Origin of the sequence: Sphingomonas sanguinis NBRC 13937 (assembly GCF_001591005.1) — a bacterium.
GTDB classification, from domain to species: Bacteria; Pseudomonadota; Alphaproteobacteria; order Sphingomonadales; family Sphingomonadaceae; genus Sphingomonas; species Sphingomonas sanguinis.
The window spans coordinates 25,707-42,190 of sequence record NZ_BCTY01000019.1 but is presented as its reverse complement, the minus strand read 5'-3'; the positions used below and the strand labels follow the sequence as shown (position 1 = coordinate 42,190).

General features: G+C 65.7%; 15 protein-coding genes. 10 read left to right on the top strand and 5 right to left on the bottom strand.

The window, feature by feature from the left end; translation table 11 throughout:
- Positions 1-109 precede the first annotated feature (109 nt).
- Together SSA01S_RS09895 and SSA01S_RS09890 are read left to right on the top strand one after the other, a co-directional pair.
- Positions 110-682 carry a type 1 glutamine amidotransferase domain-containing protein gene (locus SSA01S_RS09895; protein ID WP_061780275.1) on the top strand — a complete coding sequence of 191 codons (573 nt, stop codon included), beginning with the start codon at positions 110-112 and terminating at the stop codon, positions 680-682.
- Positions 683-767: 85 nt separating this feature from the next.
- A complete protein-coding gene (locus SSA01S_RS09890) occupies positions 768-1,694 on the top strand; it encodes a right-handed parallel beta-helix repeat-containing protein (RefSeq protein ID WP_061780286.1) in 927 nt (308 codons plus the stop codon).
- Between the two features lie 182 nt (positions 1,695-1,876).
- On the opposite strand, the gene SSA01S_RS09885 is transcribed toward SSA01S_RS09890, so the two are convergent.
- Together SSA01S_RS09885 and SSA01S_RS19805 are read right to left on the bottom strand one after the other, a co-directional pair.
- Positions 1,877-3,259 (bottom strand): putative O-glycosylation ligase, exosortase A system-associated, encoded by a 1,383-nt coding sequence (locus SSA01S_RS09885; protein WP_061780274.1) that lies wholly within the window; start codon positions 3,257-3,259, stop codon positions 1,877-1,879.
- On the bottom strand, positions 3,252-3,404 hold the full coding sequence (locus tag SSA01S_RS19805) for a nucleoside triphosphate pyrophosphohydrolase family protein (protein WP_167348907.1): 153 nt from the start codon (positions 3,402-3,404) through the stop codon (positions 3,252-3,254). Before SSA01S_RS19805 ends, SSA01S_RS09885 begins: the two co-directional genes overlap by 8 nt.
- Positions 3,405-3,500: 96 nt before the next feature.
- On the opposite strand from SSA01S_RS19805, the gene SSA01S_RS09880 reads away from it, so the two are divergent.
- Together SSA01S_RS09880 and SSA01S_RS09875 are read left to right on the top strand one after the other, a co-directional pair.
- The gene (locus SSA01S_RS09880) at positions 3,501-4,721 is read left to right on the top strand and encodes a TIGR04063 family PEP-CTERM/XrtA system glycosyltransferase (RefSeq protein WP_061780273.1); all 1,221 of its coding nucleotides are present in this window, start codon (positions 3,501-3,503) and stop codon (positions 4,719-4,721) included.
- Positions 4,718-5,407, top strand: a complete 690-nt coding sequence (locus tag SSA01S_RS09875) for a hypothetical protein (protein WP_061780272.1) — start codon at positions 4,718-4,720, stop codon at positions 5,405-5,407. The genes SSA01S_RS09880 and SSA01S_RS09875 overlap by 4 nt, the downstream gene beginning before the upstream one ends.
- A gap of 448 nt (positions 5,408-5,855) precedes the next feature.
- On the opposite strand, the gene acnA is transcribed toward SSA01S_RS09875, so the two are convergent.
- Positions 5,856-8,543: an aconitate hydratase AcnA gene (gene acnA, locus SSA01S_RS09870; protein ID WP_061780271.1), complete on the bottom strand. Its 2,688-nt coding sequence runs from the start codon at positions 8,541-8,543 to the stop codon at positions 5,856-5,858.
- A gap of 382 nt (positions 8,544-8,925) precedes the next feature.
- On the opposite strand from acnA, the gene SSA01S_RS09865 reads away from it, so the two are divergent.
- The 6 genes from SSA01S_RS09865 to SSA01S_RS09840 all read left to right on the top strand — a co-directional run bounded on the left by SSA01S_RS09865 (position 8,926) and on the right by SSA01S_RS09840 (position 11,626).
- Complete coding sequence (locus tag SSA01S_RS09865) at positions 8,926-9,123, top strand: hypothetical protein (protein WP_058715417.1); 198 nt, start codon at positions 8,926-8,928, stop codon at positions 9,121-9,123.
- 140 nt (positions 9,124-9,263) lie between these two features.
- Positions 9,264-9,812, top strand: coding sequence for a helix-turn-helix domain-containing protein (locus tag SSA01S_RS09860; RefSeq protein WP_061780270.1), 549 nt, complete (start codon positions 9,264-9,266; stop codon positions 9,810-9,812).
- Between the two features lie 32 nt (positions 9,813-9,844).
- Positions 9,845-10,207 (top strand): hypothetical protein, encoded by a 363-nt coding sequence (locus tag SSA01S_RS09855; RefSeq protein ID WP_061780269.1) that lies wholly within the window; start codon positions 9,845-9,847, stop codon positions 10,205-10,207.
- A gap of 41 nt (positions 10,208-10,248) precedes the next feature.
- Positions 10,249-10,716 (top strand): hypothetical protein, encoded by a 468-nt coding sequence (locus SSA01S_RS09850; protein ID WP_156477740.1) that lies wholly within the window; start codon positions 10,249-10,251, stop codon positions 10,714-10,716.
- Positions 10,716-11,171 (top strand): hypothetical protein, encoded by a 456-nt coding sequence (locus SSA01S_RS09845; RefSeq protein WP_156477739.1) that lies wholly within the window; start codon positions 10,716-10,718, stop codon positions 11,169-11,171. Before SSA01S_RS09850 ends, SSA01S_RS09845 begins: the two co-directional genes overlap by 1 nt.
- A gap of 86 nt (positions 11,172-11,257) precedes the next feature.
- Complete coding sequence (locus SSA01S_RS09840) at positions 11,258-11,626, top strand: phasin family protein (protein ID WP_058733955.1); 369 nt, start codon at positions 11,258-11,260, stop codon at positions 11,624-11,626.
- 54 nt (positions 11,627-11,680) lie between these two features.
- Here the strand turns inward: SSA01S_RS09840 and SSA01S_RS09835 are convergent, their stop codons facing one another.
- Entirely contained in the window at positions 11,681-13,255 is a 1,575-nt protein-coding gene (locus SSA01S_RS09835) for an efflux transporter outer membrane subunit (protein ID WP_082795029.1), read from the bottom strand.
- Entirely contained in the window at positions 13,255-16,482 is a 3,228-nt protein-coding gene (locus SSA01S_RS09830; RefSeq protein WP_061780265.1) for a multidrug efflux RND transporter permease subunit, read from the bottom strand. The genes SSA01S_RS09835 and SSA01S_RS09830 overlap by 1 nt, the downstream gene beginning before the upstream one ends.
- Between the last annotated feature and the right edge of the window lie 2 nt (positions 16,483-16,484).

Sequence of the window (16,484 nt, the reverse complement as noted above, 5' to 3'; positions counted from 1 at the left end):
TCATCTTTGCAAATGCGTCGCTGGTCGCTTCGTTCCGGAACGGCCGATGCGGTCGGTGGTTCTGCAAGAGCCTTTCCCCCGAGGCGTTTCCCGACAGGAGTTTTCCATCATGGCCGATCTTTCCCAGGCACGCGTCCTGATGCTCGCCGCCGACGGTTTCGAGACCGTCGAGCTTTTTGAACCGCGCAAGGCGCTGGAGGCCGCAGGCGCCAAGGTGCAACTCGCCTCGCTCAAGTCCGACCCGATCCAGGGCATGGAGGGCGATATCAATAAGGCCGAGACCGCGACGCCCGACCTGACCGTCGATGAGGTCGACACCGACGATTACGATGCGCTGGTCATCCCGGGCGGCACCTGCAACCCCGACAAGCTGCGCCTGAACGAGCGCGCGGTCGAGATCGTCACCGAGTTCATGGAGGACGACAAGATCGTCGCCGCCATCTGCCACGGCCCCTGGCTGCTGGCCGAGGCCGATGTGATCGATGGTCGCCGCCTGACCAGCTATCCCTCGATCCGCACCGACCTGTCCAATGCGGGCGCGGATGTGGTTGACGAGGAGGTTGTGGTCGACGGCAACCTGATCACCAGCCGCAAGCCGGACGACATCCCCGCCTTCAACAAGGCGATCCTGGCCGCGTTGGAAGAAGAACTGGCCGACGAGGAAGAGACCGAAGAAGCCTGATCCCAGCACGGGACGATCTCGGGCGTCGCATCTGGCCATCGTGCGTGGCAGGATGCGGCGCCCGCTTGTTTTTCAGGATGATGCCATGCGTTTGGTTCCGCTGCTGCTCCTCAGTCTGACCTCCGGCGTCGCGCTGGCGCAAGGGACGACGCAGCCCTTCATGGTCGGCGGGCGCGGCTTTGCGAGCCTTCAGGATGCGCTGAACGCGATCGGCGACGGCGAGGGCACGGTCCGCATCGCGCCGGGCACCTACCGCGAATGCGCGGTGCAGAATGCGGGGCGCGTGACCATCACCGCGACCGAGCCGGGCAAGGTGATCTTCACTCGCATCGCCTGCGAGGGGAAGGCGGCGCTGGTCCTGCGCGGGCGCGGCGCACAGGTGGAGGGTATCGTCTTCAGCCATATCGAGGTGGGCGACGGCAACGGCGCGGGCATCCGCATCGAAAAGGGGCCGCTGGTCGTCAGCAATGCGATGTTCCTCGACAGCCAGTCGGGCATCCTGTCGGCCGAGGACCCGAACGGCACGGTCGTCGTCGATCACTCGACCTTTTCGGGGCTGGGCCACGATCCGACCGGTTACGGCGCACACAGCATCTATATGGGCCGCTACAAGAGCCTGAAGGTCACCAACTGCCGGTTCGAGCGCGGGCAGGGCGGTCATTACGTCAAGACGCGTGCTCCTTATGTCGAGGTGCTCGACAGCAGCTTCGACGACAGCCACGGCCATATGACCAACTATATGATCGATCTGTCCAATGGCGCGAAGGGGCGGATTGCGGGCAACGAGTTTGTCGACGGCCGCGACAAGGACAATCACTCGACCCTGATCACCGTCGGACCGGAGGGGGCGAAGAATGATTCCTCCGGGCTGGTGGTCGAAAACAACCGAGCGCGACTGGCACCGGGGGCGGACTATAAGCCGGTCTTCGTCGGCAACTGGTCGGGCGAGCCGCTGGTGATCCGGGGCAATATCCTGGGGCCGGGCATCACACCGACGGCGCGGAAGTTCTAAGATGGTCCTGCTTTCCTCCCCTTACGGAGGATCGCTGTAAAAGTGGGCTACCACTCCTCTCACACTCCACCCCGGCGAAGGCCGGGGTCCAGTTGCGGCATAATCCGAGCGACATACTGACGATTCCCCAACTGGGTCCCGGCCTTCGCCGGGATGGTGCGGCACGTTCTGCAACGATGTCCTTATAGCGGAGGAATGGCGGTCGGCTCTTCTATTGGCCGCAAAGGACGGCGACCCGGCGGTGGCTTCAACCGCGCCTCGCGGGTTCGTCGGGCGAGATAGGTGTCCAGCCCGATCTGCGCGGCCATCAGCTGGTAGAGAAAGGGATTGAACGCGATCCCGACAAACGCTCCGCCCAGCAGATAGATCAGGTGAGCATGTTGGAGCGCGCCCGCCAGCCGCCCGCCCCAATAGAGCGGATCGTCGGCCTTGCGATAACGTCGCCGCAGCGCCTCCATCCTGAGCAGCCCCGCGACATTGATGCCCAGCCACAGGAACAGGCCCGGCCAGCCCTGTTCGCCCAGCATCTCGAAATAGCTGGAGTGATAGGCGCGGGCGCGGTCGGTGGTGACCTGTTTCTCGATGGTGGCATTGTGCGCGGTGCCCTCGACCTTGGTCAGGTCATAACGCAGGCTATTCTGCAGATAGGCATTGAACCCGCCGCCGAACGGGTTGGACGTCGCATAGTCCAAGGTCCATTTCCATACCGCCAGCCGGGTCGAGGCGGACTCGTCGCCTTGATAGGTGCGGATGGTGTTCATCCGCTGGGTATAGGAAGAGGGGAGGAGCGGCACGACCGCCAGCCCCGCCACCGCCAGCACGCTGATATACAGGACCCGCCGCTTGACCTCGCGCAGCATCAGGATGGCGAGCAGGCCGATGCAGAGCAGCCCCGTGCGTGCCGAGGTGCCGACCGGGATCAGCAGGCAGGCGAAGATCAGCCCCGACCCGAACAGCTGCACCCGCCGATCGGGCGGAAAGATGGTGCCGTGCTTCATCAGCCACAGGATAACCGGGATCGCCGCAATTGCGACCGCCGAGATGATGCTGCCCTCATAGAGACCGGTATTGTTGGTCACCATCAGGTTCAGTTCGCCATAGCCGCCGCCGCTGAACAGCGTCTTGATCCCGCCGACGATGACGATCGAGGCGAGCGACAGCATCATGAATAGCAGCAGCGCCTCGATCCTGAGCCGGGTGCGCAGCGTCAGCGGCAGGAAGACCGCAAAGGCCAGCGCCTTCCATACCCAGTCCCACTTGTCCCTGGCCTCGACGGGGAAGTCCGCGCCGAAAAAGGTGGTCGTGGCGCAATAGCCGAGCAGCAGTAGGATCGCGCCCTGCCGCAGGGTGAAACGACTGTCCCGCTTGTCGTCGACCAGCGCCCAGGCACCCACCGCCGCCACCACCGCGATCAGCGAGATCGGCACGGTGTTGAGCAGATAATAGGTCAGCCGCTGGGGCGAGACGATATCGATATAGATATAGGCGAGGACGAGCAGGAACGGCCGCCGCAGCCCCATGGCGAACAGGCTGAACAGGAACCCGATCAGGAACAGGTCACGCATCGGGGCGCGCCCCTTTCCCGCGCAGCCGCTTGCCGTCGGTCGGGCGCGCGTCTCCCTCCTGGTCCAGGTCGCGCCGTCCCAACAGGCGCCAAGCCGCGATCAGCATCAGGCCATGGGTCAGGAGAAGGGCAAAGCTGTCGATCATCGCCCGTCCTTTCCTGCTGACGCCGGTCGCTGTCGGCGATGCTTATAAACCGGTGGTTGACGCGGCGTTAAGGGCTGGCATGACAGGTGCATCGTCATGCGCATCCTGCACATCCTCGACCATGGCCTGCCGCTCCAGAGCGGCTACACCTTTCGCACCCGCGCCATCCTGAAAGCGCAAGGGGCCGAAGGGCACGCGGTCGCGGCGGTGACCGGTCCGCGCCAGGGTGGCGCGGCGGGTGAGGTCGAGACGCTGGACGGGCTGACCTTCTATCGCACGGCGGCGGCGGGTCGGTTCGGGCCGCGCGGGGCACTGGGAGAGCTGGCCGGGCTGGCGGCGCATGTCCGGGCCATCGAGCGGGCGGTCCAGGCGTTCCGCCCCGATATCCTCCATGCCCATTCCCCCGTGCTCGACGCGTTGGCCGGGCTGGCGGTCGCGCGGCGGCACCGCCTGCCGCTCGTCTATGAGATTCGCGCCTTTTGGGAGGATGCGGCGGTCGGCAACGGCACCGGGGTCGAGGGAAGCGCGCGCTACCGCGCCACCCGCGCGCTGGAGGGCTGGACCTGTGGCCGGGCCGATGCGGTCGCGGTCATTTGCGAGGGGTTGCGCGGCGACCTGATCGCGCGTGGGCTGCCCGCCGACAAGATCGTGGTGTCGCCCAATGGCGTCGACCTGACCCTGTTCGGCCAGCCCGCCCCGCGCGACGAGGCGCTCGCCCGGCAATGGGGGCTGGAGGGGGCCGAGGTGATCGGCTTCATCGGCAGTTTCTATGATTATGAGGGGCTGGACGACCTGATCGCCGCCATGCCTCGGCTGGTCGCGGCCCGGCCCGGCGCGCGGCTGCTGCTGGTCGGCGGTGGTCCGATGGAGGCGGCGCTACGCGCCCAGGCCGAGGCGTCGCCCGTCGCCGATGCGATCCGCTTTGTCGGACGCGTGCCGCATCAGGAGGTCGAGCGTTATTACGGCCTGGTCGATGTGCTCGCCTATCCGCGCAAGAAGATGCGGCTGACCGATCTGGTCACACCGTTGAAACCGCTAGAGGCCATGGCGCAGCGGCGGCTGGTGGCGGCGTCCGATGTCGGCGGGCACCGCGAGCTGATCGAGGATGGACGGACCGGCACGCTGTTTCCCCCGGACGACCCGGTGGCGCTGGCCGACGCGCTGGCGGGCTTGCTGGCCGATCGGTCGATCTGGGAGGGGCGGCGCGATGCGGGGCGGGCGTTTGTTGAAAAAGAACGGAATTGGGCGTCGAACATTCGGCGTTACGAACCTGTTTACCAGCGCTTGCTAGAGAAGGCGGCGACGAAACGGCCATGACATTCACCGCCACGCCCTCTCCCTATCGCCTTGCCCCTGCCTGGATCGGCGGGGCCATCGGCGTGTTCCTGGCCTTTCTGGTGCTGGTCGCACCCGACTGGCGGTTGGAGACGCTGGTCGGCCAGCTGGGCCTGCCCGATATCCTGTCCGCTGCACAGCCGCCCTTGGGCACCAAGGCGCGGCTGATCCTTGCCGTGGCGGCGGGCATCGGGGCGGGCGCGGTCGGCTGGGCGATCGCCTATCTTCTCTGGGGACCGGGCGGGTTGCTTGCCAAGCGCGTGCCCGTCGAGCGTGAGGACGACGATGATTACGTGCCGAGCGTCCGCCGTTCGGACCGGCATCCCGACGCGCCGCCGCGCCGCCCGCTCCATGCCGCCGAGCTCGGCGCGCCGCCGCCCCCCGCCGTAGAAGAAGACGACATCGTCGAGCGGACCTTGCCCGCCGATCTCGATCAGCCGCTGGCGGCGTTCGATCCCGACGCGATCCTGTCCGCCCCGCGCTCGCCGGTCCGTCCGGTCGCACCGCTGACGCCCGAACCCATGCCCCTGCCGCCGATGCGGGAACCCGCCCCGGTCGAACAGGGCGCGGCCCTGCCGCTCCCCGACCGGGCGAACGAGTCGATCGAGACTCTGCTCGACCGGCTGGAGCGCGAAACCGCCCTGCGCAAATCGAAGCGGGTGGACTGAGGCCGCTTCCTCGTTTTTCTGCTCCACCCCGGCGAAGGCCGGGGTCCAGTTGCGGGCGGTCAGAAGTCCTTACCTGCCGTTGTCCAATGGGGTTCCTACTCTTGGCGGGTGGTAGGGGTGCTTTCCGCCTGCTCCCTCTGATAGTTCGCGCGAAGCCGCGATGACGCGAAGATGGTTCGCGCAGAGGCGCAGAGGCTTTTGCTCGCGCGGAGACGCGGAGGCGCGGAGAGACAGCCCGCGCGGCAGCGCACTCCTATGACTCTATCATTGAGGCTGAAGGGCCGCTGGCGCGGCAAGGTCAAACTCTCCGCGTCTCCGCGCGAACCTATTCTTCTCTTCGCGGCGTCGCGGCTTCGCGTGACATAAAAAAACCGCCCGGATCGCTCCGAGCGGGTCTTCTTGCATAACCGTGAGGGCGGGCCTGACGGACCCGCCCTCCTTGAACGGCTTACGCCGCCAGGTTGCGCAGCACGTACTGCAGGATGCCGCCGTTCAGGAAATATTCCAGCTCGTTGACGGTATCGATGCGGCACTTGGTCAGGAAGGTCTCCGTCGAGCCGTCCTTGCGGGTCAGGATCACTTCGACATCCTGACGCGGACGCAGGCCAGCCACGCCCTGGATGGTGAAGCTCTCGGAGCCGTCCAGCTTCAGCGTCTCGCGGGTCACGCCGTCTGCGAACTGCAGCGGCAGGACGCCCATGCCGACCAGGTTCGAGCGGTGGATACGCTCGAAGCTCTCGGTGATGACCGCCCGCACGCCGAGCAGGTTGGTGCCCTTCGCCGCCCAGTCGCGCGACGAACCGGTGCCATATTCCTTGCCCGCGACGATGACGAGCGGCGTGCCGTCGGCCTTGTGACGCATCGCGGCGTCATAGATCGGCATCACTTCGCCTTCGTACTTCGTCATGCCGCCTTCGACGCCGGGGACCATCTCGTTCTTGATGCGGATGTTGGCGAAGGTGCCGCGCATCATCACGTCATGGTTGCCACGACGCGCGCCGTACGAATTGAAGTCCTTCTTGGCGACCTGATGCTCCTGCAGGAAGGTGCCTGCGGGGCTGTCGGCCTTGATCGAACCGGCCGGGCTGATGTGGTCGGTGGTGATCGAGTCGCCCAGGATGGCGAGCGGCTTGGCCTCGATGATGTCGGTGACGGGCTTCGGCGTCATCTCCATGCCCTCGAAATAGGGCGGGTTGGCGACATAGGTCGAAGCGGCGGGCCAAGCATAGGTGTCCGAACCGGTGACTTCGATCGCCGACCACTTGGCATCGCCCGCATAGACGTTGCCATAGCGCGAACGGAACATCTCGTCGTCGATGTTCGCATCCATCAGGCTGCGGACTTCCTCGTTCGAGGGCCAGATGTCCTTGAGGTAGACGTCCTGGCCGTCCTTGCCCTGGCCGATCGGCGTTTCACGCATGTCCTGCGTGACCGTGCCCTTCAGCGCATAGGCGACGACCAGCGGCGGCGAGGCGAGGAAGTTGGCGCGGACGTCGGCCGACACGCGGCCCTCGAAGTTGCGGTTGCCCGACAGGACCGAGGCGGCGACGATATCGTTGCCGTTGATCGCCTTCGAGATCGGCTCGGCGAGCGGACCCGAATTGCCGATGCAGGTGGTGCAGCCATAGCCGACCAGGTTGAAGCCAATCGCGTCGAGATCGGCGGTCAGGCCCGCCTTGTCGAGGTAATCGGTGACGACTTGGCTACCGGGGGCGAGCGAGGTCTTGACCCAGGGCTTGGGCTTCAGGCCCAGCGCATTCGCCTTGCGGGCGACCAGGCCGGCGGCGACCAGCACGCTCGGGTTCGAGGTGTTGGTGCAGCTGGTGATCGCCGCGATCACGACGTCGCCGTCGCCGATGTCATGGGCGCGATCCTCGACCGCGACACGGACGGCGGCGTCCTTCTTGTACACCTTGGCGAGGTCGGCGTTGAACACGTCGTCCACCTCGGTGAGCACGACCTTGTCCTGCGGACGCTTCGGACCCGCCAGCGACGGGACGACCGTCGACATGTCGAGTTCCAGCGTGTCGGTAAAGACGGGGTCGGCGGCATCGTCATGACGCCAGAAGCCGTTCGCCTTGGCATACGCCTCGACCAGAGCAACATTGTCGTCCGAACGCGCGGTCAGGCGCATGTAATCGAGCGTCTTGTCGTCGATCGGGAAGAAGCCGCAGGTCGCGCCGTACTCGGGCGCCATGTTGGCGATCGTCGCACGGTCGGCGAGCGTCATCGACGACAGGCCAGGACCATAGAACTCGACGAAGCGGCCGACCACGCCCTTGGCGCGCAGCATCTGGGTGATGGTCAGCACCAGATCGGTGGCGGTGATGCCTTCCTGGAGCTTGCCGGTCAGCTTGAAGCCGACGACTTCCGGGATCAGCATCGACACGGGCTGGCCCAGCATCGCGGCTTCCGCCTCGATCCCGCCGACGCCCCAGCCGAGCACACCCAGGCCGTTGATCATCGTGGTGTGGCTGTCGGTGCCGACCAGCGTATCCGGGTACGCGATGGTCGCGCCGCCCTTGGCGTGCTCGCCGCTCTCGGTCGAGGACCAGATGGCCTGGCCGATATATTCCAGGTTCACCTGGTGGCAGATGCCGGTGCCCGGCGGAACGACCGAGAAATTGTCGAGCGCCTTGGAGCCCCACTTCAGGAACTCGTAACGCTCCATGTTGCGCTGATATTCGAGGTCGACGTTATCCTCGAAGGCCTGCGGCGTGCCGAACTCGTCGACCATGACCGAGTGGTCGATGACGAGGTGGACGGGGACCTGCGGATTGATCTTGGCTGCATCGCCGCCCAGCTTGGTGATCGCGTCGCGCATCGCGGCGAGGTCGACCACGCAAGGGACGCCAGTGAAGTCCTGCATCAGCACGCGGGCCGGGCGATACTGGATCTCGCGGTCCGAACGCTGGGTCTTCTGCCAGTCGACGATGGCCTGGATGTCCTCGCGCGTGACGGTCTTGCCGTCCTCGAAGCGCAGCAGGTTCTCCAGCAGCACCTTCATCGAGAAGGGCAGGCGGCTGATGTCGCCGAGCTGCTCGGAAGCCTTGGCGAGGCTGTAATAGTCATAGGTCTTGCCGTCGACGTCGAGCGTCGAGCGGGTGTTCAGGCTGTCCTGGCCTATCGCAGTCATGGGCGTCCCTTCTTGGTCGAGCCGGGCACGCCCAGGGGGACACGGCAGCATGCAGCCGCGAGCAAGGCGCGCCGGGGATAAATCCGGTGATGCGAGCGGCCTTAGCAAGGGGTGGCTCGACAGGGAAGGGCATCAAGGGTGGAAATCGAGGGCGGGATCGGCGCATTTGCGGCGTTGCAGCGGTGTCCCGTCGCAACCGTGGAAAAAGCGTGGAACAGGCATGACGAATGACGGGTTCAGACGTCATGAATGGAGTTCCGACCATGGGCGCGTTGAAGGATAGGCGATCTTCCGCTTTTGCGGCTTCGGGCCGTCACGGGGCGGCGGGACGCGGTTCCGTGCCATGTGGTATGGATGCCATCATCCTAACAGGAGGGTGGCGATGACGCAGCACGCTCCCCGACCGCCGCGCCGTCCGGATCAGATCGTAGCGGTCGGCCTGTTGACCCAACGTGACCTTGATGTGCTGGGTTCCGGCTTTCGACGCTCCTTTCCGGTCAGCCAGGATACGGCATTCGACGACCTGCTCCAGGCGCTGGACTCGATCGAGGCTATCCATGTGCCGAATCGGCGGGATTGATCGTCGCTGTCGATCAAGCATGATCTAACGAGGTTCCTTTCTGCCCGGATCGGACATGGAAGCGCTTGGCGACGGGGGTAAGTCCCGGCTCATGCGTCATGCATGCCTGGACGGATTCTCCGGCACGGCCGGAAAACGCAATGACTCCCGAACGCTTCGCCCTGTTGACCCGCCGCCACCGCGAATGCCTTCGTGGCGTCAAAGCGCTCAAGGGCTCCAAGGAAATCGCGACCGAACTCGGCTTGGGAAAGTCGACTGTCGACAGCTATCTGGCAGAAGCGGTCAGGCTTCTGGGTGCCCGAAATCGTCGCGAGGCGGCCATGGCATTGGCCGATCACGAGGCGTTGGCCAATAACCAAGTTACTGAAGAAAAAGAAGAAGTAACCCCCAATAAAATCATACCTGATTCTACGGGGCTGGTTTCCGAACCGCCGGTCATGGCACCTCCAATGGCACCGGATGGGAGTACGGTCGGTGGGGCGGTGCAGGACGGCCATGTCCACGCATCGCCCCGCTTGTCCCTCCCGGTCCGGCGGCGAGGTCAAACCCGCAACGACATGACCGCAACCGAAAGGCTGCTCTGGGTTCCCACGATCGCCATCGCGCTCGCCATCGGCTTTGGCATGTTGGCGACCGGGCTCGACGTGATGACCCGCGTGATCGGGCGCGTCTCTCACCTCGCTGGTTGATCACGGGGCCGTGGCCTGACAGGCGCGGCGGGATGGGAGCACTGGAAATGACGTCAGAGAATGAAGCGGCGGTTCAGGTGACCCGACTGTTGTGGCAATTGGAAAACGAGCTTGATGCGGCCTTCGCGACGGCGGGCGCGCTTGCGATAGCATTGCCGCGGGCTCGGACCCAGGCGCGGTTGTCGGCCGTAGTCGGCCAGCACGCGTTTGAATCGCTGAGCCAAGCACTGATGGCGATAGGCCAAGCGCGAGGCCACACTGTTCAAAGCCACCGCGTTTTGGAAAAGGTCGGTAAGACGATCGGCTTTGACGCCGACGAATATGGCGACACGCGTCCCAAGCCACCTTCGATCACGGCTGATGTCACGCCAGTGCCACTGCGCGTAGCCGCCTGAGTCGAGATTCGGCGCGTGCCTCATCTGGTCAGACCTCTGCGGTGCACGCGCTGATGCATATTTATGTTTTTCATATCCTGCAGGGCATAGTGTGTCTTTACGCACTTGCGTGTGGGGGGCGGCCGGAAAGAGTGACCGCGATCATGTTATTCCTCGCGTCGATCGCGACCTGGCTGTTACCGTTCGATCCATCGACCAGCTTCCAGTCGGTCGAAAGCTTTGAATTGATGATAGACTTGGCCCTGATGGGCGGTTTGATTACGGTGGCGTTGCTGGCCAATAGGTTCTGGCCGCTTTGGCTGGCGGCGCTGCACGTGTTGGCGATCGGAATCCACGGGGTTCGCGGGTTCGATGCCGCGTTGATGCCTTGGATGTATGCGGCGGCAGGCGGCAAGCTAGCCTATCCGATGATCGCGTTGTTGGCGATGGGTGTGACGCGGCATCGCCAGCGGTTGGCCCGTTACGGGCAGGACCCTGACTGGATACTGCCATGGCAGGACGCCCGCTGATGTCGGACCTTCAACTGCTGCATTGGCCGGCCGAGGATCGGGCGAGCTTTGCGCATTTCACCAGCGTCATGGCAGACGTGCAGGCCCGCATCCAGGCGATCTCCGGCGATGGCGGCGGTGTGCCGGTGCCACGCCCGCCGCGGGTGCCCACCCCGCGCGAGTGCGCCGCGATGGTCCTCCGTCACCGCCGCGACATGCGCGATTTCCTCGGGGCCGATGTCGACATGTTCGGCGACCCCGCCTGGCAGATTGCGCTGGCCGCTTTTCAGGCCGAGGCGCCGATGAGTGACGCGGCCCTGCTGGAGACGGCGGGTCTGTCGCCGACCGGCACCTTGGGCGCGCGCTGGGTTCGCCTTCTGATTCAGCGCGACTGGATAGAACGGAATGCCGACGGCGATCTGCTGGCGACCGACAAGATGGTCGCGATCCTGTCGGGCTATTTCGCCCGGGCCTGATCCGATCGGTCGCGGCCGGGATGCCGTGCAACTCTTGATAGCCCCGCGGGTTCAATTGCGACGGGCATAACCACAGGAGAAGACGGATGGCCGAGGATATCGGAAATGGCGGCGGCGCGGGTGCGATCGGCGGCGATATGGGCGCAGGCGCCTTTACCGACCGCATGAAGGGCGCGGGCGAGGCGATGCAGGCGTCGGGCCAGAAAATGGCCGAGGGCGGTTCGGCGGTGACTCTGAAGATGCTCGATCAGGCCGAAACCAACGCGCGCGAAGCCTTTGCCGCCATGCGCGAGGCCGCTTCGGCACGCGACCTGTCCGAGGTCATGCGCATCCAGGGCGAATTCATGCGCGAACAGGGCAATCGCTCCATGTCGCAGGCGCGTGAAATCGGCGAGATGATCGTGCAGTTCGGCCGCGATGCGATCGGCGCGGCGCGGGGCACGAAGCAGGACTGAAATCCGGCTGTCCTCACCCTTCCGGTCCAGCGCCGGAAGGGTGGGGGATAAGCGTTACTGCCCCGGGCTCAGCGCCACGGGGCCATTCGTCGTTGCCTCCAGCAGCGAGTCGCCACCCAGCACGCGGTACAGCGTCACCCGGTTGGTCGCGGCGGTCAGTTGCGTCGCGATCACCGTCCGCTGGGCCGAATAGAGCGATCGCTGCGCGTCCAGCGTATTCAGGAACGGCGTCACCCCGCCGCGATAGCTGGCCTCGGTCAATCGATAGGTATCGGCCGCAGCATTCAGGAAGCGACGATTGGCCCCCAGCTGGTCATCGATCGTGCCCTGCCGAGCCAGTGCGTCGGCGGTTTCCTGGAATGCGGTCTGGATCGTCTTTTCATAGGTCGCGAGCGCGGCGTCGCGCTGCGCCCTGGAATATTGGACATTGGCCACGCCAGCCCCCGCCTGGAAGATCGGATAGCTGACCGAGGGCGCGACCGAATAGTTGAAGCTGCCGCTCGAGAAGAGTGAGGACAGCGCGGTGCTGGCGAACCCGACCAGCCCGGTCAGCGAGATGCGGGGGAACATCGCGGCGCGCGCCGCGCCGATCTGACCATTGGCGGCGCGTAGCAGATATTCGGCCTGCACCACGTCCGGGCGACGCAGCAGGATGCCTGAGTCGAGCCCGGCGGGCAGCGTCGCGATGGTGGGCGAGGCTTCCTCGATCGAACGAGGCAGGAGCGCGGTATCGATGGGCGCGCCGACCAGCAGTTGCAGCGCGTTGATATCCTGCGCCACCGCCGTCTTCTGGAGCGCGAGGTCGGCCTGGGCGGTTGCCAGCACCTGTTCCGCCTGGCGCAGGTCGGTGCGCGGCGAAATCCCGCCCTGAAGCCGGGCGCGGGTCAGCGTGACGCTGCGTTCGGCACTGGCGGCGGTCTGCTGCGCGATGGCGAGCAGGCTCTGGTTGGCGGCGTAATTGAGCCAGGCATCGGCAATGTCGCCGACCAGGGTCAGCCGGGTCGCGCGCGCCGCCGCCTCGGTCGCGAAGTAACGGTCGAGCGCCGCGCCGGTCAGCGAGCGGACGCGGCCGAACAGGTCCAGCTCGAACGCGGTGGTGCCCAGATTGACCGACCAGGCACTGCCCGACCCGTTCGCGCCGGTCACGACCGTGCCGCCGGTCCCGCCCGTGCCGGTTCCGACACCACCGGTGCCGTTACCTGTACCGATGCCCGTTCCCGTTCCCGTTCCCGTGCCGCCGGTGCCCGTCCCGCCGACGGCCTGCGACCCTGCACCGCTCGATCCGCGCTCGGTATAGCTGTAGCGGCCCGAGGCATCGACTTCGGGGAACAGGCTGCCGCGCTGGATGCGATATTGCGCCCGGGTCGCGGCGATGTTCGCCGCCGCCACGCGCAGGTCGCGGTTGTTGGCCAGCGCCTGGGTGATCAGCTGCTGCAACCGCGCATCGCGGAAGATGTCGGTATAGCGCACCGTCGGCAGCGCCGCCTCCGACTGGCGGAGATAGGCGTCGCCCACTGGCCAGGAGGGCGGCACAGGCGTGGCGGGCCGCTCATATTTCGGGGCCAGCGAGCAGCCCGACAGCGCGGTGGCGGCGAGCAGCAGGGCAGGGAGGGGGGACAGGATACGCATCAGGCCTTCTCCGCCTCGCCTTCGGGGGCGGGGCGATGCCCCGCGCCATGTTCGCTCATCGGCTTGCCCCGCAACCGGGCCAGGCCGTTGCGGACCGACCGGCGGACCAGCACGAAGAACAACGGGATGTAGAAGATCGCCAGCAGCGTCGCGGTCAGCATCCCGCCGATCACGGCGGTGCCGATCGCGATCCGGCTGTTCGCCCCCGCACCGGTCGAGATGGCGAGCGGCAGCACGCCGAAGATGAAGGCGAAGCTGGTCATCAGGATCGGCCGCAGACGGATCTTGGCGGCTTCCAGCGCGGCGTCGATGACGCGCTTGCCCTGCTTCTCCGCCTGTTCGGCGAACTCGATCATCAGGATGGCGTTCTTCGCCGCCAGCCCCATGGTCGTCAGCAGACCGATCTGGAGATACACGTCGTTGGTCAGACCGCGCAGCGTGACGAAGGCGACCGCCCCGATCAGGCCCAGCGGGATGACCAGCAGCACCGCGAACGGGATCGACCAGCTTTCATAGAGCGCGGCCAGGCACAGGAACACGACCAGGATCGACAGGCCGTACAGGATCGGCGCTTGTCCGCCCGACAGCCGTTCCTGATAGGACAGGCCCGCCCAGGCGATCGAGGTGCCGGGGATTTCGGCGGCCAGCTCGCTCATACGCTTCATCGCATCGCCCGAGCTGTAGCCGGGGGCGGCCGATCCCTGGAATTCATAGGACGGGATGCCGTTGAACCGCGACAGGGTGGTCGGCGCCACGCCCCAGTTGATCGTCGAGAAGGACGAAAAAGGGGCCATCTGGCCGCTCGACCCGCGCACGAACCACTGCTTCAGGTCTTCGGGCTCGGCACGGTACGGTGCGTCGCCCTGGACGAAAACGCGCTTCACGCGGCCCCGGTCGATGAAGTCGTTCACATATTGCCCGCCCCAGGCGGTCGACAGGGTCGAGTTCACCTGTTGCTGCGTCAGGCCCAGCGCCGCCAGCTTCTGCTGGTCTAGGTCGACGCGCAGCGTGGCGATATCGGGCAACTCGGTCAGGCGGACCGAGGCGAGCATCGGGTCGGCATTGGCCTTGGCCAGCAGCTGGTCGCGGATCGCCTCGAACTTCTCCAGCGGCATGCCCGAGATGTTCTGCAATTCCATGGTGAAGCCGTCCGACTGGCCCAGGCCGCGAATGGCGGGGGGCACCAGCGCGAAGACCTGCGCGTCGCGAAGGCCGCGGAAGGCCGCGGAGGCGCGGCCGGTAATGGCGTCGGCGCTGTTCTCCTTGCCCTTGCGATCCGACCAGTCGACGAAGTTGATGAAGCCCTGGCCGGTATTCTGGCCGCTGGTGCCGCCCCCGCCGCCGCCCGCGACCGAGAACAGGACCTTGACGTTCTTGCCCTCATGCTGGGCGAAATACTGCTCGACCTGGCGCTGCACCTCCATGGTGCGGCCTTGCGTTGCGCCAGCGGGCAGGCGGAACTGGACGATCGCCGATCCCTGGTCCTCGGTCGGCAGGAAGCCGGTCGGCAGGCGCAGGAAAAGGACGGCCAGCAGCGCGACGACGCCCGCATAGATCAGCAGGAACAGCCATTTGCGGTCGACCACCGCGCGAACGGCCGAGGTATATTTCTCGACCGTCCACTCAAAGCGTGAGTTGAACCCGTCCTTGGCCCGCTGAAGCCCATGCGCCACGCGCGGGAACTTGCGGTCGAGCCATGCGCCGTCCTCATGCTCCTTGGCCTTCTGCTTCAGCAGCGTGGCGGTCAGCGCCGGGGACAGGATGATCGCCACCGCGACCGACAGGATCATGGCCGACACGATGGTGATCGAGAACTGGCGATAGATGACGCCGGTCGACCCGCCGAAGAACGCCATCGGCAGGAACACCGCCGACAGGACCAGTGCGATGGCGATCAGCGCGACGCTGATCTCTTTCATCGACTCGATCGTCGCCTCGCGCGGCGTCATGTCGGGATTTTCTTCGAGCAGGCGCTCGACATTCTCCACGACCACGATCGCGTCATCGACCAAGAGGCCGATCGCCAGCACCAGCCCGAACAGGGTCAAGGTGTTGATCGAGAAGCCCGCCAGATAGAAGATGGCGAAGGTGCCCAGCAGCACGACCGGCACCGCGATCGTCGGGATCAGCGTCGCGCGCCAGCTTTGCAGGAAGACGAACATGACGATGACGACGAGGATGATCGCCTCGATCAGCGTCTTGACCACTTCGTCGATCGACAGCTTGATGAAGGCCGTCGTGTCGTTGGCATAGGCGACCTTCAGGCCCGGCGGGAAGGTCTTGGCGACGCGGTTGACCTCGGCCTTGACCAGCTCGGCGGTCTTCAGTGCGTCGGCACCCGGCGCCATCAGCACGGCGATGCCGGCACCGGGATGCTGGTTGATCCGGCTGACTGCGGCATAGCTCTCCGCGCCCAGCTCGATGCGGGCCACGTCGGACAGCTTGACCGTCGCGCCGTTGTTCAGCGTCTTGACGATGATCTCGCGGAACTGTTCGGGCGTCTGGAGCCGCGACATGGAGGTCACGGTCGCGTTCAGCATCTGGGTGGTGGGCGAGGGCGTGCCGCCGACCTCACCGGCCGCGACTTCGGTATTCTGGTTCTGGATCGCGGTGACGACGTCGGACGGCATCAACTGATAGGAAGACAGCCGCTCCGGGTTTAGCCAGATGCGCATCGCATATTGCGAGCCGAAGACGTTGGTATCGCCGACGCCCTGGATACGGCCCAGCGGGTCTTGCAGATTGGAGACGAGATAGTCGGCGACGTCCTGGTTCGTCATCCGGTTCGTCTCGTCATAGACGCCCGCGATCAACAGGAAGTCGGGGTTCGACTTGCGGACGACCAGACCCTGTTGCTGCACCTGCTGCGGCAGGCGCGCAACCGACTGCTGGACCTGGTTCTGGACCTGGACCTGCGCGATGTCGGGATCGGTGCCCTTGGCGAAGGTCGCGGTGATCGTCACCGAACCACGGCTGGACGAGGACGACTGGAAATACAGGAGGCCATCGATGCCGGTCAGCTGCTGCTCGATGACCTGGGTCACCGAATTCTGCAACGTCTGCGCGGAGGCACCGGGGAAGGTCGCGCGGATCGAAACCTGGGGCGGGGCCACGTCGGGATATTGCGCGATGGGCAAGCCCATGATCGCGCCGACGCCCGCCAGCATGACGATGATGGCAAGGACCCAGGCGAAGATGGGGCGATCGATAAAGACGCGGCTCATCATGG

Coding starts and splice junctions, on each gene's coding strand:
- SSA01S_RS09895 (WP_061780275.1), top strand. CDS start 110: ATGGCCGATCTTTCCCAGGCACGCGTCCTGATGCTCGCCGCCGACGGT.
- SSA01S_RS09890 (WP_061780286.1), top strand. CDS start 768: ATGCGTTTGGTTCCGCTGCTGCTCCTCAGTCTGACCTCCGGCGTCGCG.
- SSA01S_RS09885 (WP_061780274.1), bottom strand. CDS start 3,259: ATGCGTGACCTGTTCCTGATCGGGTTCCTGTTCAGCCTGTTCGCCATG.
- SSA01S_RS19805 (WP_167348907.1), bottom strand. CDS start 3,404: ATGATCGACAGCTTTGCCCTTCTCCTGACCCATGGCCTGATGCTGATC.
- SSA01S_RS09880 (WP_061780273.1), top strand. CDS start 3,501: ATGCGCATCCTGCACATCCTCGACCATGGCCTGCCGCTCCAGAGCGGC.
- SSA01S_RS09875 (WP_061780272.1), top strand. CDS start 4,718: ATGACATTCACCGCCACGCCCTCTCCCTATCGCCTTGCCCCTGCCTGG.
- acnA (WP_061780271.1), bottom strand. CDS start 8,543: ATGACTGCGATAGGCCAGGACAGCCTGAACACCCGCTCGACGCTCGAC.
- SSA01S_RS09865 (WP_058715417.1), top strand. CDS start 8,926: ATGACGCAGCACGCTCCCCGACCGCCGCGCCGTCCGGATCAGATCGTA.
- SSA01S_RS09860 (WP_061780270.1), top strand. CDS start 9,264: ATGACTCCCGAACGCTTCGCCCTGTTGACCCGCCGCCACCGCGAATGC.
- SSA01S_RS09855 (WP_061780269.1), top strand. CDS start 9,845: ATGGGAGCACTGGAAATGACGTCAGAGAATGAAGCGGCGGTTCAGGTG.
- SSA01S_RS09845 (WP_156477739.1), top strand. CDS start 10,716: ATGTCGGACCTTCAACTGCTGCATTGGCCGGCCGAGGATCGGGCGAGC.
- SSA01S_RS09840 (WP_058733955.1), top strand. CDS start 11,258: ATGGCCGAGGATATCGGAAATGGCGGCGGCGCGGGTGCGATCGGCGGC.
- SSA01S_RS09835 (WP_082795029.1), bottom strand. CDS start 13,255: ATGCGTATCCTGTCCCCCCTCCCTGCCCTGCTGCTCGCCGCCACCGCG.
- SSA01S_RS09830 (WP_061780265.1), bottom strand. CDS start 16,482: ATGATGAGCCGCGTCTTTATCGATCGCCCCATCTTCGCCTGGGTCCTT.